Origin of the sequence: Streptomyces sp. BHT-5-2 (assembly GCF_019774615.1) — a bacterium.
Classification (GTDB): domain Bacteria; phylum Actinomycetota; class Actinomycetes; order Streptomycetales; family Streptomycetaceae; genus Streptomyces.
The window spans coordinates 1,940,696-1,966,862 of sequence record NZ_CP081496.1 but is presented as its reverse complement, the minus strand read 5'-3'; the positions used below and the strand labels follow the sequence as shown (position 1 = coordinate 1,966,862).

Here is a 26,167-nt window from a genome sequence, read left to right as displayed (position 1 = left end):
GCAGAAACCATGCCACCGCGACGAGCGATCAGCGGACGGAGCCAGGAACCACGCCAGCGGTTCACGGAGGAACTGCGCAGACTGCGCCAGCAGAAGGGCGACAGCCTGCGGCAGCTCGGGGAGGCGCTCGGCTGGGACTGGTCCCTGTTCGGCAAGATGGAGAAGGGCCAGACCTTGGGCAGCCCAGAGGTCGCCGAGGCCCTTGATCATTACTACGGGACGCCTGGACTGCTGCTAGCCCTTTGGGAGTTGGCGGCCGCCAACCCTTCGCAGTTCAAGGAGCGGTACCGGCGTTACATGACGCTGGAGCAGGAAGCGGTGAGCCTCTGGCATTACGCCGTCGCCAGCCTCCCCGGTTTGCTCCAGACAGAAGAATACGCACATGAACTGCTTGCGGCGGGCGGCCTGGACGGGGATGAGCTGACGCGGCAAGTTGAGGCGCGTATAGGACGGCGCGAGGTACTGATGGGCGGCGATGCACCACCGTTCCGCACCATCCTGTCCGAGGCCGTGCTGCGTACCCCGCTGGGGGATGCCAACGAGTGGCGGAAGCAACTCGAACACCTGGTGATCATGGGCGAGTGCAAGAACGTTGTCGTTCACGTGCTGCTACATGACGCTGGACTCCACGCCCTGACCAACACCAACACCATGTTCCTGCGAGGCGCGAACGGCAGCACCGTGGCATGGGTGGAGACCGGATATTCCGGCGAACTTGTCGAGGAATCGGCTTCGGTTGAGCGTCTGCAACACGCGTACGATGCGGTGCGTGACCTGGCGTTGAGCCCGGCCGACTCGCGGAAGTTCATCATCCAGACGTTGGAGGAAGTGCCGTGCGACGCATCGACCTGAGCGCTGTCACCTGGCGCAAGAGCTCGTACAGCAACCAGGACGGAGGAGAGTGCCTTGAGGTCTCCGACGACCTCCTGGCCAACGCCACCTGGCGCAAGTCCAGCTACAGCAACCCAGACGGTGGGGCCTGCATCGAGGTCGCCGACAACGTCCCCGCCCTCGTCCCCGTTCGGGACAGCAAGGACCCCCAGGGACCCGCGCTCGTCTTCGAGGCGGCGGCCTGGGGGGCCTTCGTCGCCGGCATCAAGGGGCGTCAGGGGTTGGGGGTCACCTCGAAGCCCGCGCCGTAGATGTCGTGCTTGGGGTCGGCGGTCTCGCGGGCGCGCAGGTCGGCCAGGATGTTCGCCGAGCTGGTGTAGTTGAAGGGCGGCAACTGGAGGGTGATCGCCTTGGTGATGCCCGCCCAGGGACCGGCCGCCTGGAACTTGTTGGCCTGGGACGGGAGATCGGTGCCCGGCACGTGCCAGATGACCGGGCCGCCCGAGTCGCCCGCCTTGTTCACGGCCGGCGCCCGGTAGATGCCGTTGTCGTTGTTCATGACGGTGCCGTACCACGTGCCCGTCTGCCCGGACGTGATGATCTCGTTGTTGCCCGTCGTCAGCAGGCGCTCGTCGTCACGCGCGGGATTCAGGGCGTTCGGACTGACCGGCCCCTTGGGGTACTTCAGCACGCCGGTCTGCTTCAGGTGCGGCCCCTGCGAGGAGAGCGTCACCTGCGGCAGCAGCTCGATGACCATGTAGTCCTTGGTGGCGTGGCCCGTCTGCGAGCCCTCCGGGTCCTTGAAGTAGCGGACATGGCCGATCGGGCCGTACTTCGGGTCGTTGCGGTCGATGACGGGGATGATGTCGTCCGGGATCTCGTGGTCCGCGTACTTCCCGGACTTGTCGCGGATGCAGTGGCCCGCCGAGATGGCTATCTTGCGCTGGTGGTCGTCGGTCCCCACGGCCCCGATGGTGCAGAAGAGGTCGGTGGAGTTCGGGGGGAACGAGATCTGCATGCCGTTGTAGACGCGCTTCGACTCGGTCTGCGCGGTCTGCGCGGCGTGGCGGGCCGAGGGTGCGTCGGCGTGCGCGGTGGCCGCGGCGGTGCCGAGGGAGCCGGCGAGCGCCAGGGCCGCGACGAGCCCCGGCACCGTACGAATCTTCCTGGTCTTACCGATCACGTGTCGTTCCTTCCGTGCTGGCGATGGCTCGACGCCATCCTGAACGACCGCCATGAAAGACCGATGTAATCGACGTCATCGAGTAACCGAGTAATCGACGTAGCGAAGGACCCCGGCCGCCGGAAGTCTCACGGCGGACGGGGCCCTTACGACACGAGGTGCGGCCCGGGGCTCAGCCCAGCTTGCTCACGTCCCGGACCGCGCCCTTGTCGGCGCTGGTGGCCATGGCCGCGTACGCGCGCAGGGCGGCCGAGACCTTGCGGTCGCGGTTCTTCGGGGCGTAGACGCCGCCGAGCGCCTCCCGGCGGGCGGCCAACTCCTCCTCACCCACGAGGAGTTCGATGGAGCGGCTGGGGATGTCGATGCGGATGCGGTCGCCGTCCTCGACGAGGGCGATGGTGCCGCCGGAGGCCGCCTCGGGGGAGGCGTGGCCGATGGAGAGGCCGGAGGTGCCGCCGGAGAACCGGCCGTCGGTGACCAGGGCGCACGCCTTGCCCAGGCCGCGGCCCTTGAGGAACGACGTCGGGTAGAGCATCTCCTGCATGCCGGGGCCGCCCTTGGGGCCCTCGTAGCGGATGACGACGACGTCGCCCTCCTTGACCTGCTTGTTCAGGATCTTCTCGACGGCCTCTTCCTGCGACTCGCAGACCACGGCCGGACCCTCGAAGGTCCAGATGGACTCGTCGACGCCGGCGGTCTTCACCACGCACCCGTCGACGGCGATGTTGCCCTTGAGGACGGCCAGGCCGCCGTCCTGGGAGTAGGCGTGCTCGACGGAGCGGATGCAGCCGCCCGCGGCGTCCACGTCCAGGGTCTCCCAGCGCTCGGACTGCGAGAACGCGGTCGCCGAGCGCTTGCAGCCGGGCGCCGCGTGCCACAGCTCGACCGCCTCGGCGGACGGCGAACCCCCGCGCACGTCCCAGGTCTTGAGCCACTCGGCGAGGGTGGCGGAGTGGACGGAGTGCACGTCCTCGTTGAGCATGCCGCCGCGGTAGAGCTCGCCGAGGATGGCGGGGATGCCGCCGGCGCGGTGCACGTCCTCCATGTAGTACGTGCCGCCGGGGGCGACGTTGGGGGCGACCTTGGCCAGGCACGGGACGCGGCGGGAGACCGCGTCGATGTCCTTGAGGTCGTAGTCCAGACCGCCCTCCTGGGCGGCGGCCAGCAGGTGCAGGATCGTGTTGGTGGAGCCGCCCATGGCGATGTCCAGGGCCATGGCGTTCTCGAAGGCGGCGCGGGTGGCGATGTTGCGCGGCAGGACGGACTCGTCGCCGTCCTCGTAGTAGCGCTTGGTGATCGCAACGACCGTGCGGCCGGCGTTCTCGTAGAGGGCGCGGCGGGCGGTGTGGGTGGCGAGCACCGAGCCGTTGCCGGGCAGGGAGAGGCCGATGGCCTCGGTCAGGCAGTTCATGGAGTTGGCGGTGAACATGCCGGAACAGGAGCCGCAGGTCGGGCAGGCGTTCTCCTCGATACGCAGCACGTCCTCGTCGGAGACGCTGTCGTTGACCGAGTCGACGATGGCGTTGATCAGGTCCAGCTTGCGGACGGTGCCGTCCACCAGCGTGGCCTGGCCGGCCTCCATCGGACCGCCGGAGACGAACACGACCGGGATGTTCAGGCGCATCGCGGCCATCAGCATGCCGGGGGTGATCTTGTCGCAGTTGGAGATGCAGATCAGCGCGTCGGCGCAGTGCGCCTCGACCATGTACTCGACCGAGTCCGCGATCAGGTCGCGGGAGGGCAGGGAGTACAGCATGCCGCCGTGGCCCATCGCGATGCCGTCGTCGACGGCGATGGTGTTGAACTCACGCGGCACGGCACCCGCGGCCCGGACGGCGTCGGAGACGATCCGGCCGACCGGGGCGAGGTGGGTGTGGCCGGGCACGAACTCGGTGAAGGAGTTGGCGACCGCGACGATCGGCTTGCCGATGTCCTCGCTCGCTACGCCCGAGGCCCGCATAAGGGCGCGGGCGCCCGCCATGTTGCGGCCATGGGTAACGGTGCGGGACCTCAGCTCGGGCACGATGGTCACTCCCTCGGGTTACGTACGTACGGCAGCATCGCCATACGGCAGCTGATCCCGAGATTACGCTCTTGATCCAGGATCCGGACACCGTCTCCGGTATGTGAGATGCCCGACCGCAGTGCGGACGGCCCCGCGCCCGCGGCGGTGCGTCGCGGGGCGGCTACTTGCCGGGGACCCAGTTCGGAGACGCCAGATGGAGACGGGTGAAGGCCAGCGCTTCCGCCAGGTCGGCCTCGCGTTCGGCGGCGGACATCGCCCGGCGGGTGTTGACCTCGACGACCACATGCCCCTCGAAGCCGGTGGCGGCGAGCCGTTCCAGCAGCTCACCGCAGGGCTGGCTGCCGCGTCCCGGCACCAGGTGCTCGTCCTTGGCCGAACCGTTGCCGTCGGCGAGGTGGACGTGCGCCAGGCGGTCGCCCATCCGCTGGACCATCTCCATCGCGTCATGGCGGGCGGTGGCGGTGTGCGAGAGGTCGACGGTGAAGTGCCGGTAGTCGTCGTTGGTGGGGTCCCAGTCGGGCGCGTAGGCGAGCATCTCGCGGTCGCGGTAGCGCCAGGGGTACATGTTCTCCACCGCGAACCGGACGTCCGTCTCGCCCTCCATCCGCCAGATGCCGCGGACGAACTCCCGGGCGTAACTGCGCTGCCACCGGAAGGGCGGGTGCACCACGACCGTGGAGGCGCCGAGCTTCTCCGCCGCGGAGCGGGCGCGCTGGAGCTTGACCCACGGGTCGGTCGACCAGACCCGCTGGGTGATCAGCAGACACGGTGCGTGCACGGCCAGCACCGGCACACCGTGGTAGTCCGAGAGCCGGCGCAACGCCTCTATGTCCTGGCTGACCGGGTCGGTCCACACCATGATCTCGACGCCGTCGTAGCCCAGGCGCGCGGCGATCTCGAAGGCCGTCGCCGTCGACTCCGGATAGACCGAAGCCGTGGACAGCGCGACCTTCGCGTCAGGGATGCGCACCACTGGCTCTGTCACGAGGGACAGCGTACGGGCCGAAATCCGGCACAGGGCCAGGACGTGAGCACCGCCACGGCTCCCCGACGCAACCCCTGTGACCCCCGACAACCCCTGCGACACCTGTGACGCCCCGGCCCTCGCCCCCCATGTGATCTCCGCCGCATCCACAAGGAAGACCCACACATCCCCACCGGCCACAACACCCGAAGCCGCCGCCCAAACCCACCGGGCCGCACCCGCCCTGAACCAGGCACGCACACCCGCACCGGACCGCACCCGGCGGTCCACCTCAGGGGACGCCCCACGTCAGCCGCCCGCCCGGCACCGAGACGGCGGGAAAGCCGCGACCCCCACCAGGCGCGGCCACCCCAGCCGATACGGCACACGCAGCCGACAACGTGGAACGGCCACCAACACACCCCCCGCCGCCACGGCGAGCACCCCCCACCCACCGGGCCCGGCGGAATCGCCAACCCACCGCAACCACAACGTGGGAAGCCACCCCTACGGCAGGTGATCCAACCGCCGCAAAATAACCCCCTCCCGCAACGCCCAAGGACAGATCCCCAGGCTCTCCACCCCGAACAGATCCATCGCCGCCTCGGCCACCAGCGCCCCCGCCAGCAGCTGCCGCGACCGCCCCTCGGACACCCCGGGCAGCCCGGCCCGCTCCCCGGCGCTCATCTGGGCCAGCCGCGGCACCCACTCCTCCAGCTTCTTGCGCGACAGGTCACGCTGGACGTACAGCCCCTCCGCGGACCGCGCCGCCCCCGCGATCCGGGCCAGCTGCTTGAACGTCTTGGACGTCCCGACGACCTGGTCGGGCGTGCCGTGCCGGGAGAAGTCGCTGACCACCCGGGCGATCCCGGCCCGCACCCGGCGCCGCAGCGCCCGGACGTCCTCCGCGCCCGGCGGGTCCTCCCGCAGGTCCGTACCGGTCAGCCGGCCCGCGCCGTACGGCAGCGAGACCGCCACGTCCGGGTCCTCGTCCAGCCCGTAGGCGATCTCCAGCGAGCCGCCGCCGATGTCCAGGACCAGCAGCCGGCCGGCCGACCAGCCGAGCCAGCGGCGGGCGGCCAGGAAGGTCAGCCGCGCCTCGTCCTCGCCGGAGAGGACCTGGAGGGTGACGCCGGTCTCCTCGGTGAGGTGGCGCAGCACCTCCTCGCCGTTGGTGGCCTCGCGGATCGCGGAGGTGGCGAACGGGAGCACGTCCTCGACGCCCTTGTCCTCGGCGACCTGCATCGCCTCCAGGACGGTGGCCACCAGGCGGTGGACGCCGGCCTCGCTTATCGCGCCGGACTCGTCGAGGAGTTCGGCCAGGCGCAGTTCCGCCTTGTGCGAGTAGGCGGGCAGCGGGCGCGCGCCGGGGTGTGCGTCCACCACCAGGAGGTGGACCGTGTTCGAACCCACATCGAGGACACCGAGTCTCATACGGGGAAACCTACTGCCGCGGCGGGAGACAATTGGTGCCGGCCGTACGCTGGACCCGTGGCAAAGACGAAACAGGCGAAGCACGAAAAGGCCCTGAAGAAGGAAGAAAAGCGGCGCGCCAAGGCCGCCGCGGCCGCGGATTCCGCCGCGGAGTCGGCCGCGCAGTCCGGCGACGGGGCCACGGCCGACGAGGTCGGTCTCGACTTCGCCCGCGCCTGGGTCACCTTCCCCGACCCGGGCGACGACGAGCAGCTCTTCCGCTGCGACCTGACGTGGCTGACGTCCCGCTGGACCTGCATCTTCGGCAGCGGCTGCCAGGGCATCCAGGCCGGCCGGGCGGACGACGGCTGCTGCACGCTCGGCGCGCACTTCTCCGACGAGGAGGACGAGGAGCGGGTCGCCCGGCACGTGGCGCGGCTCACGCCCGACCTGTGGCAGTTCCACGACGTCGGCACCGACACCGGGTGGGTCGAGGAGGACGAGGACGGCGAGCGGCAGACCCGCCGCTGGCAGGGCTCCTGCATCTTCCAGAACCGCCCCGGCTTCAAGGCCGGCGCCGGCTGCTCGCTGCACATCCTCGCGCTGCGCGAGGGCCGCGAGCCGCTGGAGACCAAGCCGGACGTCTGCTGGCAGCTGCCGGTGCGGCGCACCTACGACTGGATCGACCGGCCGGACGACACCCAGATCCTCCAGGTCACCATCGGCGAGTACGACCGCCGCGGCTGGGGCCCCGGCGGCCACGACCTGCACTGGTGGTGCACCTCGGCGACGTCCGCGCACGGCGCCGGCGAGCCGGTCTACGTCACGTACAAGCCGGAGCTGACGGAGCTGATGGGCAAGGCCGGCTACGCCAAGCTCGCCGAACTGTGCGAGCAGCGGCTGGCGTCCGAACTCCCGCTGGCCCCCCACCCGGCCGACCCAGGGCCGCGGCGGGCCGACGCGCAGTAGCCCGCCCCACCCCTCAGCGCGGCGGCCGCGCAGTCTGCGACGGCTTCGGCGGGTTCGGCGGGTCGGACGCGTTCGGCTGCCCCGGCGGCTCCGACCGCGGGCTCGCCCCCGTGGTCGGCGCGGACGTCGGCGCCGGACTCCCGGTCGGCCCGGGACGCGTGGGCGACGGAGCCGACGGAGACGGTGCCGGGTGGGTCGGACGCGTCGGGGACGGCGTCGGCGCGGGCCGCGTCGGCCCGGGCCTCGGCCGCGGCGACGGGTGCGACGGCTGCGGTCGCGGACGCGTCGGGTGCGGACTGCCGGACGCGGGCCGCCCCTGCCCCTGCGCGGGCTCGGTCGCCCCGTGTCCCTTGAGGTTGATGACGGTGCCGCCGGGCTCGATGGCGATCGCGGACCGCCAGTTCCCGTCCGGCTCCCGGTCGTGGTCCACATAGACCGTGACCTTGGTGATCTGTCCGGGCTCCAACTGCCCGGCGGTGCGGCTCAGTTGGATCCAGGGCGCGGCGGTCGACGCCTGCCAGCGCACCGGGGTGCCGCCGGAGGCGCGGATGGTGATCACGGTGTTGCCCTCGGCCGGCTGCGCGTCGACCGTCAGCCGGCCCGGCCCCTTCTCCTCCTGGCCGCCGGGCGGCGTCGGGCCGCCGCCCAGCACCGCGACGGAGACGTCCGACAGCCCGTCGCCGAACGGCAGTCCGGGGCGCCGCGGCACCGACGGCCGGGCGTTGCCCGCGTTCTCGTACGGGCGGTGGCCCGGCTTGCCGTCCCCCGGCCCCGCGACCTCGTTGGCCGCCACCGCCGACAGGACGTCCGCCTCGCCCGTCTCCGGGGCGCTGCGGTACGCCGCCCACAGCGCGAGCACCGGCGCCGCCAGCACCGTCGCCACGACGGTGCTGGTCAGCATCCGGTTGCGGCGCCGGCGGCGGCGGGCGGAGCGGTCCGTGGGAGCGACCGGGAACCCCCTGCGGTCGTAGCGTGGAGAACCGTTTGCTCCACCGCTCCGGCCGCCCTTCGCGGGCGCGGCCCCCGGTACGCCCTCGGCCCGCCCCGACCGGGACTCCGACGCCGCCGTCAGCGCCGCGCACACCGCCGAACGGTCCGCGGTGACCAGCGGCAGCGCGCCCTGGGCGGCGGGCGCGGTGCCCGGCCACGGCCCGGCGGCGGTGGCCCGCTCGGCGGTCCGGCGGCACTCCGCGCAGTCGTCGACATGGCGCACCAGCTCCCGGCGGAGCGCCGCGCCCAGCAGCATCTGGCTGTCCCCGGCCAGCCGGGCCACGTCCGGACATCGCCCGAACTCGACCACCGCCAGCGCCGCCCGGGTCCGCTCCACCTCGCAGGACGCGGCGCCCAGCAGCGTCCGGGTGGCGCCCGGGTCGGCGCCCGTCACCGCGGCGATCTCCTCCGGCGCCAGCCGGTGCCGCACCGACAGCTCCAGCACCTCGCGCTGCTCGGGGGTGGTGCCGGCGGCCTCCGGCCAGGCCAGCGCGGCCAGTTCGCGCCGGCGCGCCGGTGTCCGGTCCGGATCGGGCGGGCCGACGGCGTCCGGGGCGGCCTGCTCGGTGAGCCGCCGTAGGCACGCCCAGCGGGCCAGGGCGTAGAGCCAGGGGCGGAAGAGCGCCGGGTCGCCGGGGCGGCGGCCGTGCTGGCGCTCGGCGAGCGCGAGGGTCTCGCCGAGGACCACGGCGGCCGCGTCGTGCTCGCACAGCACGGACAGGCAGTAGGTGAACAACCCGTCCAGATGGGGCTCGTAGCGGTCCTGGTGCTCGGGGCGGGCGGGCCGCCCGTCGGTCTGCGTCCGGTGCCGGCGCGACGCGGGGGTGCGCGACCGGTGTGCGCCGGTGGTGTGCGTAGGGTGCTCGGGCCTGCTGCTCATCACCCCGGCGACGGTAGGCGGATGATGCAGCCGCTCCTGTGTAGCGGGCCCACTTTTAACCCGTACGGGTGACCATCTCCCTCAAAAGGGGACACACATCTGCTAAATGCCGGTCGCACGCGCACGGCGCACGCCACCCGGACGGCGCAATCTCCCGCCGCGGCGTCCACTCCGCCCGACAGCAGCCCTCGGGAACGTCCGCTGTCATACCCCGCCGCTACGGTGGCGTCATGGCAACTCGCAAATCGTCGGCCAAGGAGCGCCCCTCGTACCGCTGCACCGAGTGCGGCTGGACCACCGCCAAGTGGCTCGGCCGCTGCCCGGAGTGCCAGGCGTGGGGCACGGTCGAGGAGTTCGGCGGCACCCCCGCGGTGCGCACCACCGCGCCCGGCCGGGTCACCACCGCCGCCCTGCCCATCGGCCAGGTCGACGGCCGGCAGGCCACCGCCCGCCCGACCGGCGTGCCCGAGCTGGACCGCGTCCTGGGCGGCGGGCTGGTCCCCGGCGCGGTGGTGCTGCTGGCCGGCGAGCCCGGCGTCGGCAAGTCCACCCTCCTGTTGGACGTCGCCGCCAAGGCGGCCTCCGCCGAGCACCGCACGCTCTATGTGACGGGCGAGGAGTCCGCGAGCCAGGTCCGGCTGCGCGCCGACCGCATCGGCGCCCTCGACGAGGATCTCTATCTGGCGGCCGAGACCGACCTCTCCGCCGTCCTCGGCCATCTGGACAGCGTCAAGCCCTCGCTGCTGATCATGGACTCCGTGCAGACCGTCGCCTCCCCGGAGATCGACGGCGCCCCGGGCGGCATGGCCCAGGTCCGCGAGGTCGCCGGCGCCCTGATCCGGGCCTCCAAGGAGCGCGGCATGTCCACGCTCCTGGTCGGCCACGTCACCAAGGACGGTGCGATCGCCGGCCCCCGCCTCCTGGAGCACCTGGTCGACGTCGTCCTGCACTTCGAGGGCGACCGGCACGCCCGGCTCCGCCTCGTCCGCGGCGTGAAGAACCGCTACGGCACCACCGACGAGGTCGGCTGCTTCGAGCTGCACGACGAGGGCATCACCGGCCTCGCCGACCCCTCCGGCCTCTTCCTGACCCGCCGCGACGAGCCGGTGCCCGGCACCTGCCTGACGGTCACCCTTGAGGGCCGCCGCCCGCTGGTCGCCGAGGTCCAGGCGCTGACCGTCGACTCCCAGATCCCCTCCCCCCGGCGCACCACCTCCGGCCTGGAGACCTCCCGGGTCTCGATGATGCTCGCCGTCCTGGAGCAGCGCGGCCGGATCAGCGCCCTCGGCAAGCGCGACATCTACAGCGCCACGGTCGGCGGGGTGAAGCTCAGCGAGCCGGCCGCGGACCTCGCGGTCGCCCTCGCCCTGGCCAGCGCGGCCAGCGACACCCCGCTGCCCAAGAACCTCGTCGCGATCGGCGAGGTCGGGCTGGCCGGCGAGGTCCGGCGGGTCACCGGCGTGCAGCGCCGCCTGGCGGAGGCGGCCCGGCTCGGCTTCACACACGCCCTGGTTCCCACCGACCCCGGCAAGATCCCCGACGGAATGCGGGTCCTGGAGGTCGGCGACGTCGGCCAGGCACTGTCCGTGCTGCCCAAGCGGGTCCGCCGGGAGGCCCCGCGGGAGGAGGAAGCGCGCCGGTAGACTTTGCCCCGGTCTAGGGCCTGTCCGACGGGTCGGGCCCTAGGGCGCAGCCCCGCACCGCCGTCCCGCCGCCGGCCACGTACGCTCCGAGTGGTACGCACCGCGGCACCGGCCGGGCGGCCCGGACCGACAGACCATGCGACGGAGGAGTGCAGTGGCAGCGAACGACCGGGCGTCGTCTCCCGGCAGGTCCGCAGGGACCGGCACCGAGAGCCTGATGCGCGCCTCGCTGAGCGCCGTCGCGCCCGGTACGGCCCTGCGGGACGGCCTGGAGCGCATTCTCCGCGGCAATACGGGCGGCCTGATCGTCCTCGGCTTCGACAAGACCGTCGAGTCGATGTGCACCGGCGGCTTCGTCCTCGACGTCGAGTTCACCGCGACCCGGCTGCGCGAGCTGTGCAAGCTCGACGGGGCGCTGGTGCTGGACAAGGACATCACCAAGATCCTCCGGGCCGGGGTCCAGCTGGTGCCGGACGCCTCCATCCCCACCGAGGAGACCGGCACCCGCCACCGCACGGCCCAGCGGGTCTCCATCCAGACCAACTTCCCGGTGGTCTCGGTCAGCCAGTCCATGCGCCTGATCGCGCTCTACGTGGACGGCGAGCGCCGCGTCCTGGAGGAGTCCGCGGCGATCCTCTCCCGCGCCAACCAGGCGCTGGCCACCCTGGAGCGCTACAAGCTCCGGCTCGACGAGGTCGCCGGCACCCTCTCCGCCCTGGAGATCGAGGACCTGGTCACCGTCCGCGACGTCTCCGCGGTCGCCCAGCGCCTGGAGATGGTCCGCCGGATCGCCACCGAGATCGCCGAGTACGTCGTCGAACTGGGCACCGACGGCCGGCTGCTGGCCCTCCAGCTGGAGGAGCTGATCGCCGGGGTGGAGCCGGAGCGCGAACTGGTCGCCCGCGACTACGTCCCCGAGCCCACCGCCAAGCGCTCCCGCACGGTCGCCGAGGCACTGGCCGAGCTGGACGCCCTCAGCCACGCCGAACTCCTCGAACTCCCCATCGTGGCCCGCGCATTGGGCTACAGCGGCTCTCCTGAGACGCTGGACTCGGCGGTCTCGCCGCGCGGCTTCCGGCTGCTGGCCAAGGTCCCCCGTCTCCCCGGCGCGGTCATCGACCGCCTGGTCGACCACTTCGGCGGCCTCCAGAAGCTCCTCGCCGCCAGCGTCGACGACCTCCAGGCCGTCGAGGGCGTCGGCGAGACCCGCGCCCGTTCCGTCCGCGAGGGCCTCTCCCGCCTGGCGGAGTCCTCGATCCTGGAACGGTACGTCTAGGAGGCGCGCAGCAGGCGCGCAGTACACGTGCCCCACGGGGCGGTGCTTGTGCCCGTCGTGCGGGGACACCCGCCTGCGGGAGCAGCCGCCCTGCGGGAATAGCCACCCTGCGGGAATACCCTGCCCCCGCCGGTGCGTTGGGACCCCGCAGGGGGCGCTCGCGGCCCCTACGGGATCCGTTCGCATCCCCCTTAGGGCCCCGCCCACCGCCCCGGACCCCGGCGCCCCGCCTCTCCCCGTCTACCCCAGCACCGCCGCCTCCTTGTCCGCCGGCAGGCCCGGTGCCGGCCGGTCCGGCCGCTGCGGCGCGGTCCCGCCGATACCGCGCAGCCACGCCCATGTGTCCGCCACCGTCTCGCCGACCGGCCGGCAACGCAGCCCGGCCGCCACCGCCTTGGCGACGTCTCCGCCGTGCATCACGTCGTGCAGCTCGCCCGGCGGCAGCCAGACCGGCAGTTCCGTCCACGGCTCGATGCCCGCCGCGAGCACGTCCTCCGGCGCCGTCCACCGCAGTTCGGCCGACGAGCCGGTCACCCGCGCACAGCTCTCCAGCAGCTCGCCCATCGTGGCGTGCCCCGGCTCGCTGACCAGGTTGTACGGGCCGGAGCGCCCGTCCCGTACGGCGTCCAGGGTCCACTCCGCGAGGTCGCACACGTCGATGTACTGCAGCGGCAGTTCGCGCGGTCCCGGCGCGAGGACCGGGCCGCCGCGGGCGATCCGGTTCAGCCACCACGGCAGCCGCCCGATGTTCTCGTACGGGCCGAGGACCAGCCCCGCGCGGACCAGCAGCGCGCGGTCCCCGAACGCCTCGACCGCGGCGAGCTCGCCGCCCCGTTTGGCCTGTGCGTAGTCGTCGGCGTCGGTGGCGTCCGGCGAGCCCGCCACCAGCGGCGCCGTCTCGCTGATCCGCTGCCCGGGCGGGTACGCGTACACCGACCCACTGGAGATGTACGCGTAGGCCCCGACCCGGCCGGCCAGCAGCCGGGCGGTGTCCCGGACCGCCGTCGGCGCGGCGCTCCAGGTGTCCACGACGGCGTCCCACTCGCCGTCCTCAAGGGCGGCCAACCCGCCCTCCGCCAACCGGTCGCCGTGGCGCACCGCGGCCCCTTCGGGCGGCGCGTGCCGCCCCCGGTGGAAGACCGTGACGTCCCAGCCCCGGGCCAGCGCCGCCTCGACCAGCGCCCGCCCCACGAACTCCGTTCCGCCCAGCATCAGTAGCCTCATGCCGGGGACTGTGCCCGAGCGGCCCGCCCGCCACTACCGGGGCACGCTCTGAGCGAATCCCCCACGGGCGGAACTTCCGGAGGCACCTCTTCCGGTCATCCGGGACGCGCCCTGCGCCCCGCGCCCGCGCGGGAATACCCGCCCCCCGCCGCCGCGTTGAGGCCCCGCAGGGGGCGCTCGCGACCCTTACGGGATTCGTTCGAACCCCCCTTAGGCCCCCACGAGCGCCCTCGGCGCCCCCGCCCCGGGGACACTCCGTCCCCGTCCCCGCCCCGGCCTCAGTCCTTGGTCAGTTCGAACGTCGTGTGGACCGGCGCCAGTCCCGGCACCTTCGCCTGGATCAGGTACTCGCCGGCCGGCACCGCCGCCGTGCTCGGCGTCGCGCACTGGGGCCCGCTGGCCCGGCGGTCCCACTCGACGGTGCGGGTCACCGCGCCCTTGGCGGGCACCTGGAGCAGCGCCGGGGCAGCACCGGTCGAGCAGTCGTCGGAAGCCCACACCGGGTCGTCGCCCGCGGTGTCGGTGATGGTGAGCACCGCCGCCCTGCGCCCGAGGTTCACCTTGCAGGCCGCGGCGCCGGAGTTCGCCACCGTGACCCGGAACTTCGGCTTGTCGTCGGGGGCGTAGCTGTCCTTGACGCTCTTGAGCGTCAACTTCACCGTTTCGGGGCCGCAGTTGGGGAGCGACGGGCCCGCCGCGACGACATCGCCGCCCGCGGGCAGACCGATCACCGCGCCACCGGAACCGGCACCGCCCGTTCCGGAACCGCCGCCGGTGCCCCCGCTGCCACCACCGCTCCCGCTGTCCGATCCCTCACCGCCCGCCGACCCGGAGCCCGAACCTCCGTCCGACCCCGACGCGCCGCCCGCTCCCGACTGGTCGCGCCCGCCGGGCTTTTGGTCGTTGACCGGGCCGGTGGGCGCGGGCCCCGGCGTGATGGAGGCGGCGGGCCCTGATCCGTGCGCGCCCCTGCCCGCGTCGGCCGTCTGCTCGTCGTCCCCGCCCATGGCGAGCACCCACACCACCAGGGCGATCAGGAGGACGAGGACGGCCAGCGCAACGGCCCTCCGCCGCCAGTAGATGGAGGAGGGAAGCGGCCCGATCGGATTGCGCAGTGATCCCACGCGAAAACTCTACGAGAGATCCGCACCGGCACCGGCCAGTACCCGCCGCATCGGGCTGCAACTTTTCACATCATCGGCCCGGCGACGGCCCGTCCACAGTTGCCCGCACCGGCGTTCCCGTCCCTGACACCGAAAACCGGCCAACGCGCTCCGGCGCCTCCGGCTCCACTGCCGCCGGACCCCGACTCGACGCCCAACGGCCTGACTCGCCATCAGCCAACGCTCGCCGCGTCCGCTGCCGCGTATCCCCCGTGCCGCCCTACCCCCGCCACTCCTCCTTGTGCCCGAACCCCTGCGCGTTGTCGATCAGCCGCAGCCAGTCCGGGCGCAGTTCCCACAGCGCGGTGCGTTCCAGGGCCGCGCGCAGCCGTTCGTCGGCCTCGACGAACGGGAAGCGCGCGGTGTAGAAGCGCCACCCGGCGGCCCGCGCGTCCCCGCTCAACGGACGGCAGCCGCCGCGCCCCTGAATCCCGGTCAGCCCGCTCCACTCCTGGCCGTCCCGCTGCACCGTGAACGCCACCCGCGCGCCCGGCTTCCCCAGGGCCTGGCCGTGCCGGGTGCTCGCCGCGGTGACGAAGTACAGCACCGGCGCCCCTTCGGCGGCCGTCGCGGCGGCGTAGAGCACCGCGCACGCCTGCGGCCCGTCCTCGTCCACGTAGGCCAGCGTCACCGTGGTGTGCCCGTCCAGCGCCCGCCGGATGGCGGCGGGGCAGGCCACCGCCCCACTCCTCTCCCCGGCAACGTCCCGGGCCGCTCCCCCGGCCACTCCCCGGACCACGTCACCGCCCGCATCCGCCCGGCCCCCGGCACTCTGTGAACCGCTCGTCTCCTCCATGCCTGCATCCTCGTACGCCCCCACCGCCCCGCGCGCACCGGCCCGGGGCTCCGGCGGGTGCGACCGCCGGTAGCCCCCGCCCGCCGCCGGCCGGCCTTCCTGCGTGTGGGTGGGCGCGCGGCGGGGCGGGGCGGGTGCGTTTCCCGGGGGCGCGCGGGCGTGCCAGGATCGGCAGTGCCATGACTTCCACGCCTGCCATTCCCAGTGCCATGACCGCCGTCGCCGAGAACGCCTCCGCCGCCGCATCGGCCGCGGAGGCCACGGACGGGACCGGGCTGCACGGCCCGGTCACCGACTGGTTCGCCGAGCACGCTCGCGACCTGCCCTGGCGCCGCCCAGAGGCGGGCGCCTGGGGTGTGATGGTGAGCGAGTTCATGCTCCAGCAGACCCCGGTGAGCCGTGTGCTGCCGGTGTACGAGCAGTGGCTGGCCCGCTGGCCGCGGCCCGCCGACCTCGCCGCGGAGCCGCCGGGCGAGGCGGTGCGTGCCTGGGGCCGGCTCGGCTATCCGCGGCGCGCGCTGCGCCTGCACGCCGCGGCCTCCGCCATACAGGAGCGCCACGGCGGCGACGTCCCCCGTGAACACGCCCAGCTGCTGGCGCTGCCCGGCGTCGGCGAGTACACCGCGGCGGCCGTCGCCTCCTTCGCCTACGGGCAGCGGCACGCGGTGCTGGACACCAACGTCCGCCGGGTCTTCGCCCGCGCCGTCACCGGCCGCCAGTACCCTCCGAACGCCACCACCGCCGCCGAGCGCAAGCTCGCCCGCGCCCTGCTCCCCGAGGACGAGGGCCTCGCGGCCCGCTGGGCGGCGGCCACGATGGAGCTGGGCGCCCTGCTCTGCACCGCGCGCGCCCCGGAGTGCCACCGCTGCCCGATCGCCGCGCAGTGCGCCTGGCGGCTGGCCGGGGCGCCGGCCCACGACGGTCCGCCGCGTCGCACCCAGGCGTACGCGGGGACCGACCGCCAGGTGCGCGGCAAGCTGCTGGCCGTCCTGCGGGACGCGGTCACGCCGGTCCCGCAGGGTGCGCTGGACGCGGTGTGGGACGAGCCGGTGCAGCGGGCCCGCGCGCTCGACGGGCTGGTGTCGGACGGCCTGGTGGAGCCGCTGGGCGGCGGCCGCTACCGCCTGCCGCACTCCTGACCCGCCACCGCGGCACCATCACGCGGCGGCACCGGGAGCCCTCGGCCGCACCGGGACGGACGCACCGGCCGCACCGCCCGGCGCCCCTCGACCGTCATCTATGTCACGGTCCCGTCATGTAACGACCTCGCCGTTCCGTACGTCTTCACGGGCGCGACTCCCTCCCCGGGGGCCGCGCCCGTCGGCTTCGGCCCACCGGAGGCCCGCCAGAGGCACATCGGAGGCCCACCGGACGCCCCGGGAACGCACAGGAAGCACACCGGGAAGCACACCGGGCAACCGTCGGGCACGGCCCGCCGCCCCAAACCGGCCGCCGCAAGGATGGCCGGAAAGCGCCCCCATACGGCGCGTTCCACGCCGCTCCGGCGGCCATGGGAACCCCACGCGGTTCCCGGGGGACCTTCGTCCCTCTCGTCGGGGCCGCTCATCCGCCGCGAGTATGACGCCGCTCCGGCCCCCGTCAGCCCGAGGTATGACGCCCGGCGGGCTGTTACACAACCGACGGTTTTCCGTGCACTCGTTGAGGGGCCGACGCACATTACGTCGCAACACCCCCTCCGTAGCGTCTTTCTCGTGCTGGAGACGACTGCCGGCACGGACAACGCGGGGAAACGAAAGCGGATCGGAGGCGTCGGGATGGCGACCAGCGGCGGCAAGGTACTGGACTTTGAAGAGTACGTGCGGACCCGGCAGGATGCCCTGCTGCGCAGCGCCCGGCGCCTGGTGCCGGACCCGGTCGACGCCCAGGACCTGCTCCAGACGGCCCTCGTCCGCACCTACGGCCGCTGGGACGGCATCGCGGACAAGTCGCTGGCCGACGCCTACCTCCGCCGCGTCATGATCAACACCCGTACCGAGTGGTGGCGCGCCCGCAAGCTGGAGGAGGTGCCCACCGAGCAGCTCCCGGACGCCAGCGTCGACGACGGCACCGAGCAGCGCGCCGACCGGGCCCTGCTGATGGACATCCTCGGCGTGCTCGCCCCCAAGCAGCGCAGCGTCGTCGTGCTGCGGCACTGGGAGCAGATGAGCACCGAGGAGACCGCGGCCGCGCTCGGCATGTCCACCGGCACCGTCAAGAGCACCCTGCACCGGGCCCTCGCCCGTCTCCGCCAGGAGCTGGAGAACCGCGACATAGACGCCCGCATCCTGGAGCGCGGGCAGCAGGAGCGGGAGCGGTGCGCGGCCTGACCGGCGGCGCGACGGGAAGCACTTCCGCCGGCACGACCGGCGACGTAACCAAGCCCACAGCCCGGCTCACGGCTCGGCGCGCGACAATTCTCCTCAGGAGCGGCGCCCGGGCCCGCGGCGGCAGCGGGTACGGCGACTGTGCGAACGGCACGGTGAGCGGGAGCGGATTGTCCAGATACAGGCTGACCAGGGGCCTGGCCAGAAGCGGACTGACCAAGGGCGGCGCGGCCACAGCGGGTGTGGCCGCCGTCGGCCTTTTGCTTGCCGGCTGCAATCCCGGTGGCGAGGGCATACGCAAGGAAGGCTCCGCGAGCCACACCCCGGCGCCCCGGGGCGCGGTGACGTCCTCACCGGCGCCCACGCCCGGCACGCACTACAAGAAGGTCAACGCGGTCAAGCTGCTCGCCGCCGACCCGAAGGTGGGCGCGGACGTGAAACGGGCCGTCGCCAAGCCGTGCGCGGCCGACGAGTACCCGATCGAGGTGACCTACGCCTCGCTGACCGGCAGCAAGGCCCCCGACGTCATAGTCAACGTCATGACCTGCGCGGATTCCGTCGGACTGGGCGCGTACGTCTACCGCGAGCGGCCCGGCGCCCGGAACGGGTATGACAACGTGTACGCGAACGAGCAGCCGTCGGTCTACGCCGGAGTGAGCAAGGGCGAGCTGGAGGTCTCCAAGCAGACCTACGCGGCGGGCGACAAGGTGTGCTGCCCCTCGGGGGAAGATGTCATGACGTACCACTGGGCGAACGACCACTTCACCGAGTACGACCGGTACCACACCGACTACAGCAAGACCGCCGTCGGCGGCACGGGCGACGACGCCACCACCGGCGCCGACCCCGACACGACCACCGACCCGACCACCGGCACCAACGCCGACCCGACCACCGAGACCGCCGACGGAACCCCGGCAGCGGAGGGCTGAGAGAACCACATGGCCGACACCCACGTGCTCTTCGTCGAGGACGACGACGTCATCCGCGAGGCCACCCAGCTCGCACTGGAGCGGGACGGCTTCGTGGTCACCGCCATGCCCGACGGACTCGCGGGCCTGGAGGCGTTCCGCGCCAACCGTCCCGACATCGCGCTGCTCGACGTGATGGTCCCCGGGCTGGACGGCGTGAGCCTCTGCCGCCGTATCCGCGACGAGTCCACCGTCCCCGTGATCATGCTCTCCGCCCGCGCCGACTCGATCGACGTGGTGCTCGGGCTGGAGGCCGGCGCCGACGACTACGTCACCAAGCCGTTCGACGGCGCGGTGCTGGTCGCCCGGATCCGCGCCGTGCTGCGCCGCTTCGGCCACGCCAGCGGCCCGGACGACCGCGCCGGCGCCGGCGCGGGGGACTCGGCCGACCTCGCGGAGGCCGTGCTGCGCTTCGGCGACCTGGAGGTCGACACCGAGGGCATGGAGGTCCGCAAGGGCGGCGAGACCGTCGCGCTGACGCCGACCGAGATGCGGCTGCTGCTGGAGTTCTCCACCGCGCCGAACACCGTCCTCTCCCGCGATCGGCTGCTGGAGCGGGTCTGGGACTACGGCTGGGGCGGTGACACCCGGGTCGTGGACGTCCACGTCCAGCGGTTGCGCGGCAAGATCGGCCAGGACCGGATCGAGACGGTCCGCGGCTTCGGATACAAGCTGAGAGGCTGACACCTCGGTGGTCAGGCTGGCCCTGCGAACGGGCCTGAGATGGAAACTCAGCGCCGCGATCGCGCTCGTCGGGGCGCTGGTCGCGGTGGCGTTGAGCCTTGTCGTGCACAACGCCGCGCGGGTCTCCATGCTCGACAACAGCCGCGACGTCCAGATAGAGCGGCTCAACTTCACACAGAAGATCTTCGAGTCGACCAATCGCCTCCAGTTCGGCGCGAAGATCGACGATCCGAGGCTGCCCAAGGATCTCCGCAAGGAGGTCGCCGAGGGCGAGAAGGCCACGTATCTGGAGGACACCGGGCAGACCGCGCCCGACGTGTGGGCGGCCTCGCCGCTCGGCAACGGCCGGGTGCTGTCGCTCCACGACCGCTTCCCCGACCGTTTCGCCGTGCTCGACGACCTCGACCAGGCGCTGCTGATCGGTTCCACGGCCGTGGTCGTCGGCGGCTGTGCGCTGGGCGTCCTGGTGGGCGGGCGGCTCTCCAAGCGGCTGCGGAAGGCGGCCGCGGCGGCCGGGAAGCTGGCCGACGGCGACACCTCCGTCCGGATCCGCGACGAGGTCGGGAGCGGCCGGGTCCGTGACGAGACGGACGATCTGGCGTGGGCGGTGGACGCCATGTCCGACGCGCTCCAGCAGCGGATCGAGGCCGAGCGGCGGGTGACGGCGGACATCGCGCACGAGCTGCGTACGCCCGTGACCGGGCTGCTGACCGCCGCCGAACTGCTGCCCCCCGGTCGCCCTTCCGAACTGGTCCGCGACCGGGCCCAGGCCATGCGCACCCTCGTCGAGGACGTGCTGGAGGTGGCGCGGCTGGACGGCCATGCCGAGCGCGCCGAGCTTCAGGACGTCGCGCTGGGCGAGTTCGTCACGCGGCGGGTGCGCGCGCTCGATGCGGGCGTCGCGGTTGAGGTCATCCGTGACGCGGAGGTCTCCACCGACCCGCGCCGCCTCGAACGCATCCTCGGCAACCTCATCGCCAACGCGTCCCGGCACGGCAAGCCGCCCATCGAGGTCAGCGTGGAGGGCCGCGTCATCCGGGTCCGCGACCACGGGACCGGCTTTCCGGAGGCGCTGCTGCGGGAGGGGCCGAGCCGTTTCCGTACCGGCAGCAGCGACCGGGCCGGCGTCGGCCACGGCCTGGGGCTGACGATCGCCGTGGGCCAGGCGCGGGTGCTGGGCGCCCGGTTGACCTTCCGCAACGCGGACGAGCTGACGGACGGGTCGACGGGCGCGGTCTCCGTGCTGTGGCTCCCGGAGAACGCGCCTACGGCCACCGGGAGCTTTCCGGTGATCCAGCTGCCGGATCGCTGAGCCGGGCGGCTGCCCGGTAGGGCCTGCGGTTCGTCTGCGGCTCCGGTGGGGGCCGGCGCTGTGCGGCTTCTCTCCGTGGGTGGGGCCGGAGGGGCTGCCCCGGGGTCCGTCCTCGGTGCGGGCGCATCTGGTACGTGGATGACGAATACCCCGGCGTTCGCTCCAGATCCTGCGGGCGAACCCCGGGACATCCCCTCCGGCCTACGCCGTCGCCGACTCTCCCGCCACTTCGCACCAGACCGTCTTGCCGGCCTCCTCCTGCCGCACGCCCCACCGCAGCGCCACGGCGTCCAACAGCGCTATCCCGCGCCCGCCCTCGTCGTCCGCGGCGGCCCGGAGCAGTACCGGCAGGGCCCGCGGCTCGGGGTCGACGACCTCGATCCGCATCCGCCCGTCCCCGGTCCGGCCGACGTGGACGGTGACGGGCGTGCCCTCGCCCACGTGCCGGATCACGTTGCCGACGAGTTCGCTGACGCACAGTTCGACCTCGCAGGTCGCCGCCGTGCCGAGATGTGCGCGGAGGGCCCGCCGCAGCAGCGGGACCTCCTTCGGTACGGCGAGCAGCCGTACGGTCATCACCGCGCCGCCGCCTTCCACAACGCCTCGGCCAGTTTGCGGGCGGTGGCCATGTTGCAGTTGCCGAGCGCGACGAGGGGTGGCGGATAGGCCCCTGCGAACGAGGGGAGTTCGATGCCGAGGGAAGGGAGCGTGATGCCGTGGACCTTCAGCGCGTCCCTGAGTTCCTCGGCGCATTCGTGCACGTCGTTCATGGTCCTTCACCTTCCAGTGGCGCATCGTGACGAAACGCTCACAGCGTGATGGCATGCGGCGTACCTTCGGAAGGGAATCGGCGTTTAACGCCCAACTGACAAGTGGTGGTGGTGAGTCATGTCCCCGCGCAAGGATCCCGACCCGTCGTCGAGTGTCCCGTCCTTCTACGGCGCCGAGTTGCGCTACTTGCGGGAGAGCGCGGGCCTCACACTCGACCAGTTGGTAGACGGCAGCTTCCGCGGCGCACCGCTGCTGAGCCGGATTGAGCGCGGCGAACTCGGCATGCCGATGGACCTTGCGGTTCACATCGACAAGAGGCTCAAGACGGACGGTTTCTTCCAGCGCCACTGTGAGAACGTGCAACAAGCACGCCGCTCCGGCATCGCCGCGTACTTCGCAGATGTCGTGGAAATGGAGGTCCGTGCGACGACGGTCGAGGAGTGGGCACCTGGCGTCTTCCCTGGACTTTTGCAGACCGACGCCTACGTCCGACAACTCGTACGAACGGGCAAGCCCTGGTTGAAGGCCAAGGAGGTCGAGAAGCTTGTCCGCGCACGAATGGCGCGCGCCGACTTCTGGAAGCGCGACGACCACGCCTACTACTGGGGCATCCTGCACGAGTCGCTCATTCGTCGACCAACTCTGCCGCCCGATCAGATGGCCGACCAGCTGGACCACATCGTCGCAGTGATCCGAAACAGCGGGAGCGTTCTTCAACTCTTGCCCGAAGCCGCGGCAACAGGCCCCAACATGATGGGGGATCTGCGAGTCATGGCCTTTCCCGATGCGCCCACCATCGCCTACACCGAGAACGTCCACAGCGGCCAAGTCATCGACTTCCCCCCGCTCGTGACGGAGTATCGGAGGTCGTACGATCTGCTCAGGGCTGCCGCACTGCCGCCTGAGGCGTCCCTGCCCATGATCGAAGAAGCGGCGAAGGGCTATCGACATGAAGCGCAGCTACAGGATTGACCTGAGCACTGCCATCTGGCGCAAGAGCAGCTACAGCAACCCTGACGGCGGCAATTGCATCGAGGTATCAGACGACTTCCTTGGCACCGCCACCTGGCGCAAGAGCAGCTACAGCAACGGCGACGGCGGCGACTGCATCGAAGTGTCCGACGCCCTCCCCGACCTCGTCCCCGTCCGCGACAGCAAGGACCCGCACGGCCCGGCGCTCGTGTTCCCCGCCGCCGACTGGACGGCGTTCGTCGCGGCCATCAAGGACGGCCAACTGCCCAGCGCCTAACGGGAAACGGCCCCTGGTGCACGTGACTAACACACGTGCACCAGGGGCCGTTCGCTGTCCGCGGGCCGTCAGGCCATCAGACGGCCTCGACGACCATCGGCTTCTCGGCGGCCGTATCGGCCGCCTTCGCCGCCGGGCCGCTCCCCCGCAACGGCACCTCCTTGAGGAACCACGCCGCGACGAAGCCGACGACGCTGATGATCGCGCCCCACAGGAACACCTGGTGCGCGCCGGAGGCCACCGCGTGGGCGTACGCGTCCTTCACCGGTGCCGGCAGGCTGGGCAGGGTCTTCGGGTCCATCTGGGCGCCGCCGCCGGTCATCTTCGCGCCGGCCGCGGCGCCGAGCTTCTCGATCATCGTGTCCTTCACCTGGTTGGTGAAGAGCGCGCCGAGGATCGCGACGCCGAACGAGCCGCCGATGGTGCGGAACAGGGTCGCGGACGAGGAGCCGACGCCCATGTCCTTCATCTCGACGCTGTTCTGCGCGATCAGCATCGTGGTCTGCATCAGGAAGCCCATGCCGGCGCCGAGTACGGCCATGTAGAGGCCGGAGGTGAGGCGCGTGGTGCCGACGTCCATCAGGGACAGCAGGGCCAGGCCGAGGGTGATCAGCGCGCCGCCGCCGGTGACGAAGATCTTGTACTTGCCGGACTGGGTGGTGACCCGGCCGGCGACCAGCGACACCGCCATCATCGACAGCAGCATCGGCAGGAGCAGCAGGCCGGAGTTGGTGGCCGAGGCGCCCTGGACGGTCTGCTGGAAGAGCGGCAGGAAGGTCATCGAGCCGAACATCACGAAGCCGACCAGGAAGCCGATCACCGTGACGAGCGAGAAGTTGCCGTTCCGGAAGATCCGCAGCGGCAGGACCGGGTCGCTGACCTTGCGCTCTACGAGGACGAAGGCGACCAGCGCGACGAGGGCGAGCACGCCCAGGCCCACGATCTGCTTCGACAGCCAGTCGTACTCGGTGCCGCCCCAGGTGGTGAGCAGCACCAGCGAGGTGATGCCCACGGTCAGCAGGGCCGCGCCGGCGTAGTCGATCCGGGTCTGCGACCGCTTCTTCGGCAGGTGCAGCACGGCCGTGACCATGACCAGGGCGATCGCGCCGAGCGGGAGGTTGATGTAGAAGCTCCAGCGCCAGCCGAGGTGGTCGGTGATGCTGCCGCCGACGAGCGGTCCGCCGATCATCGCGATGGCCATGACGCCGGCCATCATGCCCTGGTACTTGCCGCGTTCCCGCGGCGGGACGAGGTCGCCGATGATGGCCATGACGCCCACCATCAGACCGCCCGCGCCCAGGCCCTGCACGGCGCGGAAGCCGATCAACTGGCCCATGTCCTGGGCCATGCCGGACAGCGCGGAGCCGATCAGGAAGAGCACGATGGACGTCAGGAAGACGCCCTTGCGGCCGTACATGTCGCCGAGCTTGCCCCAGATCGGCGTGGATGCCGCGGTGGCCAGCGTGTAGGCGGTGACGACCCAGGACAGGTGCTCCAGCCCGCCCAGTTCACCGACGATCGTCGGCATCGCGGTGCCGACGATCATGTTGTCCAGCATCGCGAGGAGCATCGCGATCATGAGCGCGAAGACCACCATCCGCACGCTGGCGGATCCTCTGCCCGCGCTCTGCGCCGGCTCCGGTATTTCCCCCGTCGGGGTCGCTTTCCGCGACATCCCCATCACTTCCCCATCGTTTCTTACTTACTTGCCGCCCGGCTAGTTTTGTACAGTGCAGAAGGTAAGGTAGTTACTAGCCGGGCGTCAAGTAAGTTTCTTGGCGCCGGGGTGGATAGGTCCGTGACCAGCGGGGCAGCAGATGATTGCCGGGAAACGGGTCGGGTCCCGCCCCGTACCGACACCCCGCCCCGACGCCGTCGTCACGCAGGAGAACAGCATGAGCAGCGCATCACAGCCGCGCCGGGGGAACACCCGTCAGCGCATCCAGGACGTCGCCCTGGAGCTGTTCTCCGAACACGGCTACGAGAAGACCTCGCTCCGCGAGATCGCCGAGCGGCTCGACGTCACCAAGGCCGCGCTCTACTACCACTTCAAGACCAAGGAAGACATCGTCATCAGCCTCTTCGAGGACCTTTGCCGGCCCATCGACGAGCTGATCGCCTGGGCACAGGAGCAGCCGCGCACCCTGGAGACCAAGCAGGAAGTGATCCGCCGCTACCACGAGTCGTTGCGGTCCGCCGAGCCCCTTTTCCGCTTCATGCAGGAAAACCAGGCCACGGTCCGGGAACTGACCATCGGCCTGCGCTTCAAGGAGCGGATGCTGACCCTCTACGGCCTGCTCAAGGAGAACGACGCGGAGCTGGTGGACCAGGTGCGCTGCCTCACGGCGCTGTTCGCCATGCACGCGGGGATGTTCGCGATGCAGGACATGGAGGGCGACCCCGAGGAGAAGCGCGAGGCCATCCTCAGGGTCGCCACAGAGCTGGTCACGGCGGCCAACCCGCCGGGCCGCCGGCCAGCGCGGCCGGACTCGGCTCAGACGGCGTCGTCGTGAGCCCGCAGGAATCCGGTCGGCTCGATGCCCGACCCGTAGTTGGGGCCGGTGCGGACCTCGAAGTGCAGGTGCGGGCCGGTGGAGTTGCCGGTGCTGCCGGACAGGCCGATCTGCTGGCCGGTGGAGACCTGCTGGCCCACCTGGACCTGGATCTGTGACAGGTGCGCGTACTGGGTGTAGATCCCGTTCGCGTGCTTGATCACGATCGCGTTGCCGTAGGCCGGGCCGTCGCCGCCGCCGTTCGGGCCGGCCTTGACGACGGTGCCCTCATGGACGGCGTGGACCTGGGTGCCGGTCGGCACGACGAAGTCCTGACCGCTGTGCTTGTGCGCCCAGTGGCTGCCGGCGATGCCGAAGGGCTCGCCGAGGACGTACTTCTCGACCGGCTTCACCCAGGCGTCGGCCTTCTTCGCCGCGTCGACCTTGGCCTTCGCCGCGGCCGCCTTGGCGTCCGTGGCGGCCTTGGCCTGCGCGTCGGCCTGCGCGGCCACGGCCTTGCTCGCGCCCGCGGTCAGGTGCAGCAGCCCGCCGTCGGCGGCGGTGGCGACACCGGCGCCCAGCGCGGCCGTGACACCGGCGCCGGCGGCCACGACGGCCACCCGGTGACGCAGCGCGTACTTACCGGCCTTGGCGGACTTCCTGGAATTACGTATCGCGGCGAACTTCGACATGCGGGCTTTTCCTCCGGAGAGAAGTGAAAGGGTTTTCCCGGCTGCGGTCCGGGAGAGCCATTCCTTGGTAACCCGCCTCCGCCGCACCGCCAAGGGGCGCTTTCTACTACCGGGGCCCGTAATAGTCGGGGCGCGCGACGGTTCCCGACGCATCGCCCACGCCGGTTCATTACCACGCCGCTGACCTGCTGCTTCATCCCCACCGGCACGCTTCCACCCACCCCCGAGAATTCCCCTACTCCCGCTAGTAGGGCGCAAATACTTGTGCGCCATGTCACGAGACGAAAGGCTTCTCAAGTGACCCGCGTTACACA

At 71.9% G+C, this 26,167-nt stretch carries 25 protein-coding genes; 13 read left to right on the top strand and 12 right to left on the bottom strand.

The window, feature by feature from the left end:
- Nucleotides 1-9: 9 nt before the first annotated feature.
- Entirely contained in the window at nucleotides 10-852 is an 843-nt protein-coding gene (locus K2224_RS08735; RefSeq protein ID WP_221906026.1) for a helix-turn-helix transcriptional regulator, read from the top strand.
- Nucleotides 834-1,142, top strand: a complete 309-nt coding sequence (locus K2224_RS08730) for a DUF397 domain-containing protein (protein ID WP_221906025.1) — start codon at nucleotides 834-836, stop codon at nucleotides 1,140-1,142. The genes K2224_RS08735 and K2224_RS08730 overlap by 19 nt, the downstream gene beginning before the upstream one ends.
- On the opposite strand, the gene K2224_RS08725 is transcribed toward K2224_RS08730, so the two are convergent.
- The 4 genes from K2224_RS08725 to K2224_RS08710 all read right to left on the bottom strand — a co-directional run bounded on the left by K2224_RS08725 (nucleotide 1,106) and on the right by K2224_RS08710 (nucleotide 6,438).
- The gene (locus K2224_RS08725) at nucleotides 1,106-2,014 is read right to left on the bottom strand and encodes a S1 family peptidase (protein ID WP_221906024.1); all 909 of its coding nucleotides are present in this window, start codon (nucleotides 2,012-2,014) and stop codon (nucleotides 1,106-1,108) included. The two genes, K2224_RS08730 and K2224_RS08725, sit on opposite strands and share 37 nt — an antisense overlap.
- A gap of 172 nt (nucleotides 2,015-2,186) precedes the next feature.
- Nucleotides 2,187-4,037 (bottom strand): dihydroxy-acid dehydratase, encoded by a 1,851-nt coding sequence (gene ilvD, locus K2224_RS08720; protein WP_221906023.1) that lies wholly within the window; start codon nucleotides 4,035-4,037, stop codon nucleotides 2,187-2,189.
- Between the two features lie 163 nt (nucleotides 4,038-4,200).
- Nucleotides 4,201-5,025: a sugar phosphate isomerase/epimerase gene (locus K2224_RS08715; protein ID WP_260692405.1), complete on the bottom strand. Its 825-nt coding sequence runs from the start codon at nucleotides 5,023-5,025 to the stop codon at nucleotides 4,201-4,203.
- Between the two features lie 486 nt (nucleotides 5,026-5,511).
- Entirely contained in the window at nucleotides 5,512-6,438 is a 927-nt protein-coding gene (locus K2224_RS08710; RefSeq protein WP_221906022.1) for a Ppx/GppA phosphatase family protein, read from the bottom strand.
- 57 nt (nucleotides 6,439-6,495) lie between these two features.
- Here K2224_RS08710 and K2224_RS08705 point away from each other — a divergent pair, with 57 nt between their 5' ends.
- Entirely contained in the window at nucleotides 6,496-7,386 is an 891-nt protein-coding gene (locus tag K2224_RS08705) for a hypothetical protein (RefSeq protein ID WP_221906021.1), read from the top strand.
- A gap of 13 nt (nucleotides 7,387-7,399) precedes the next feature.
- Here K2224_RS08705 and K2224_RS08700 read toward each other — a convergent pair whose 3' ends face one another.
- Entirely contained in the window at nucleotides 7,400-9,256 is a 1,857-nt protein-coding gene (locus K2224_RS08700; RefSeq protein WP_221906020.1) for a BACON domain-containing protein, read from the bottom strand.
- 230 nt (nucleotides 9,257-9,486) lie between these two features.
- Here K2224_RS08700 and radA point away from each other — a divergent pair, with 230 nt between their 5' ends.
- Together radA and disA are read left to right on the top strand one after the other, a co-directional pair.
- The gene (radA, locus tag K2224_RS08695) at nucleotides 9,487-10,899 is read left to right on the top strand and encodes a DNA repair protein RadA (RefSeq protein ID WP_221906019.1); all 1,413 of its coding nucleotides are present in this window, start codon (nucleotides 9,487-9,489) and stop codon (nucleotides 10,897-10,899) included.
- Nucleotides 10,900-11,053: 154 nt separating this feature from the next.
- On the top strand, nucleotides 11,054-12,175 hold the full coding sequence (gene disA / locus K2224_RS08690) for a DNA integrity scanning diadenylate cyclase DisA (RefSeq protein WP_026247638.1): 1,122 nt from the start codon (nucleotides 11,054-11,056) through the stop codon (nucleotides 12,173-12,175).
- Nucleotides 12,176-12,415: 240 nt separating this feature from the next.
- Here disA and K2224_RS08685 read toward each other — a convergent pair whose 3' ends face one another.
- The 3 genes from K2224_RS08685 to K2224_RS08675 all read right to left on the bottom strand — a co-directional run bounded on the left by K2224_RS08685 (nucleotide 12,416) and on the right by K2224_RS08675 (nucleotide 15,241).
- Nucleotides 12,416-13,399, bottom strand: a complete 984-nt coding sequence (locus K2224_RS08685; protein WP_221906018.1) for an NAD-dependent epimerase/dehydratase family protein — start codon at nucleotides 13,397-13,399, stop codon at nucleotides 12,416-12,418.
- A gap of 278 nt (nucleotides 13,400-13,677) precedes the next feature.
- Nucleotides 13,678-14,523, bottom strand: coding sequence for a hypothetical protein (locus K2224_RS08680; RefSeq protein WP_221906017.1), 846 nt, complete (start codon nucleotides 14,521-14,523; stop codon nucleotides 13,678-13,680).
- A 259-nt stretch (nucleotides 14,524-14,782) separates the two neighbouring features.
- Entirely contained in the window at nucleotides 14,783-15,241 is a 459-nt protein-coding gene (locus K2224_RS08675; protein ID WP_260692404.1) for a pyridoxamine 5'-phosphate oxidase family protein, read from the bottom strand.
- A gap of 296 nt (nucleotides 15,242-15,537) precedes the next feature.
- Between K2224_RS08675 and K2224_RS08670 the strand changes: the two genes are divergently transcribed.
- The 5 genes from K2224_RS08670 to cseC all read left to right on the top strand — a co-directional run bounded on the left by K2224_RS08670 (nucleotide 15,538) and on the right by cseC (nucleotide 20,649).
- Nucleotides 15,538-16,497: an A/G-specific adenine glycosylase gene (locus K2224_RS08670; protein ID WP_260692403.1), complete on the top strand. Its 960-nt coding sequence runs from the start codon at nucleotides 15,538-15,540 to the stop codon at nucleotides 16,495-16,497.
- A 636-nt stretch (nucleotides 16,498-17,133) separates the two neighbouring features.
- A complete protein-coding gene (locus K2224_RS08665; RefSeq protein ID WP_221909508.1) occupies nucleotides 17,134-17,685 on the top strand; it encodes a SigE family RNA polymerase sigma factor in 552 nt (183 codons plus the stop codon).
- 209 nt (nucleotides 17,686-17,894) lie between these two features.
- Nucleotides 17,895-18,614, top strand: a complete 720-nt coding sequence (locus K2224_RS08660; protein WP_221909507.1) for a hypothetical protein — start codon at nucleotides 17,895-17,897, stop codon at nucleotides 18,612-18,614.
- Between the two features lie 9 nt (nucleotides 18,615-18,623).
- A complete protein-coding gene (gene cseB / locus K2224_RS08655; RefSeq protein ID WP_221906015.1) occupies nucleotides 18,624-19,337 on the top strand; it encodes a two-component system response regulator CseB in 714 nt (237 codons plus the stop codon).
- Nucleotides 19,338-19,344: 7 nt separating this feature from the next.
- Nucleotides 19,345-20,649, top strand: a complete 1,305-nt coding sequence (cseC, locus tag K2224_RS08650; protein ID WP_221906014.1) for a two-component system sensor histidine kinase CseC — start codon at nucleotides 19,345-19,347, stop codon at nucleotides 20,647-20,649.
- Between the two features lie 201 nt (nucleotides 20,650-20,850).
- On the opposite strand, the gene K2224_RS08645 is transcribed toward cseC, so the two are convergent.
- Nucleotides 20,851-21,225: an ATP-binding protein gene (locus K2224_RS08645; protein WP_221906013.1), complete on the bottom strand. Its 375-nt coding sequence runs from the start codon at nucleotides 21,223-21,225 to the stop codon at nucleotides 20,851-20,853.
- Nucleotides 21,225-21,419, bottom strand: coding sequence for a hypothetical protein (locus K2224_RS08640; RefSeq protein WP_221906012.1), 195 nt, complete (start codon nucleotides 21,417-21,419; stop codon nucleotides 21,225-21,227). The genes K2224_RS08645 and K2224_RS08640 overlap by 1 nt, the downstream gene beginning before the upstream one ends.
- Nucleotides 21,420-21,537: 118 nt before the next feature.
- Here K2224_RS08640 and K2224_RS08635 point away from each other — a divergent pair, with 118 nt between their 5' ends.
- Nucleotides 21,538-22,392 carry a helix-turn-helix transcriptional regulator gene (locus tag K2224_RS08635; protein ID WP_221906011.1) on the top strand — a complete coding sequence of 285 codons (855 nt, stop codon included), beginning with the start codon at nucleotides 21,538-21,540 and terminating at the stop codon, nucleotides 22,390-22,392.
- Complete coding sequence (locus tag K2224_RS08630) at nucleotides 22,370-22,669, top strand: DUF397 domain-containing protein (protein ID WP_221906010.1); 300 nt, start codon at nucleotides 22,370-22,372, stop codon at nucleotides 22,667-22,669. The genes K2224_RS08635 and K2224_RS08630 overlap by 23 nt, the downstream gene beginning before the upstream one ends.
- Nucleotides 22,670-22,745: 76 nt before the next feature.
- On the opposite strand, the gene K2224_RS08625 is transcribed toward K2224_RS08630, so the two are convergent.
- A complete protein-coding gene (locus tag K2224_RS08625; protein ID WP_221906009.1) occupies nucleotides 22,746-24,350 on the bottom strand; it encodes an MDR family MFS transporter in 1,605 nt (534 codons plus the stop codon).
- A gap of 214 nt (nucleotides 24,351-24,564) precedes the next feature.
- On the opposite strand from K2224_RS08625, the gene K2224_RS08620 reads away from it, so the two are divergent.
- A complete protein-coding gene (locus tag K2224_RS08620) occupies nucleotides 24,565-25,182 on the top strand; it encodes a TetR/AcrR family transcriptional regulator (RefSeq protein ID WP_221906008.1) in 618 nt (205 codons plus the stop codon).
- On the opposite strand, the gene K2224_RS08615 is transcribed toward K2224_RS08620, so the two are convergent.
- Entirely contained in the window at nucleotides 25,164-25,853 is a 690-nt protein-coding gene (locus tag K2224_RS08615) for a M23 family metallopeptidase (protein ID WP_221906007.1), read from the bottom strand. The genes K2224_RS08620 and K2224_RS08615 overlap by 19 nt on opposite strands.
- Between the last annotated feature and the right edge of the window lie 314 nt (nucleotides 25,854-26,167).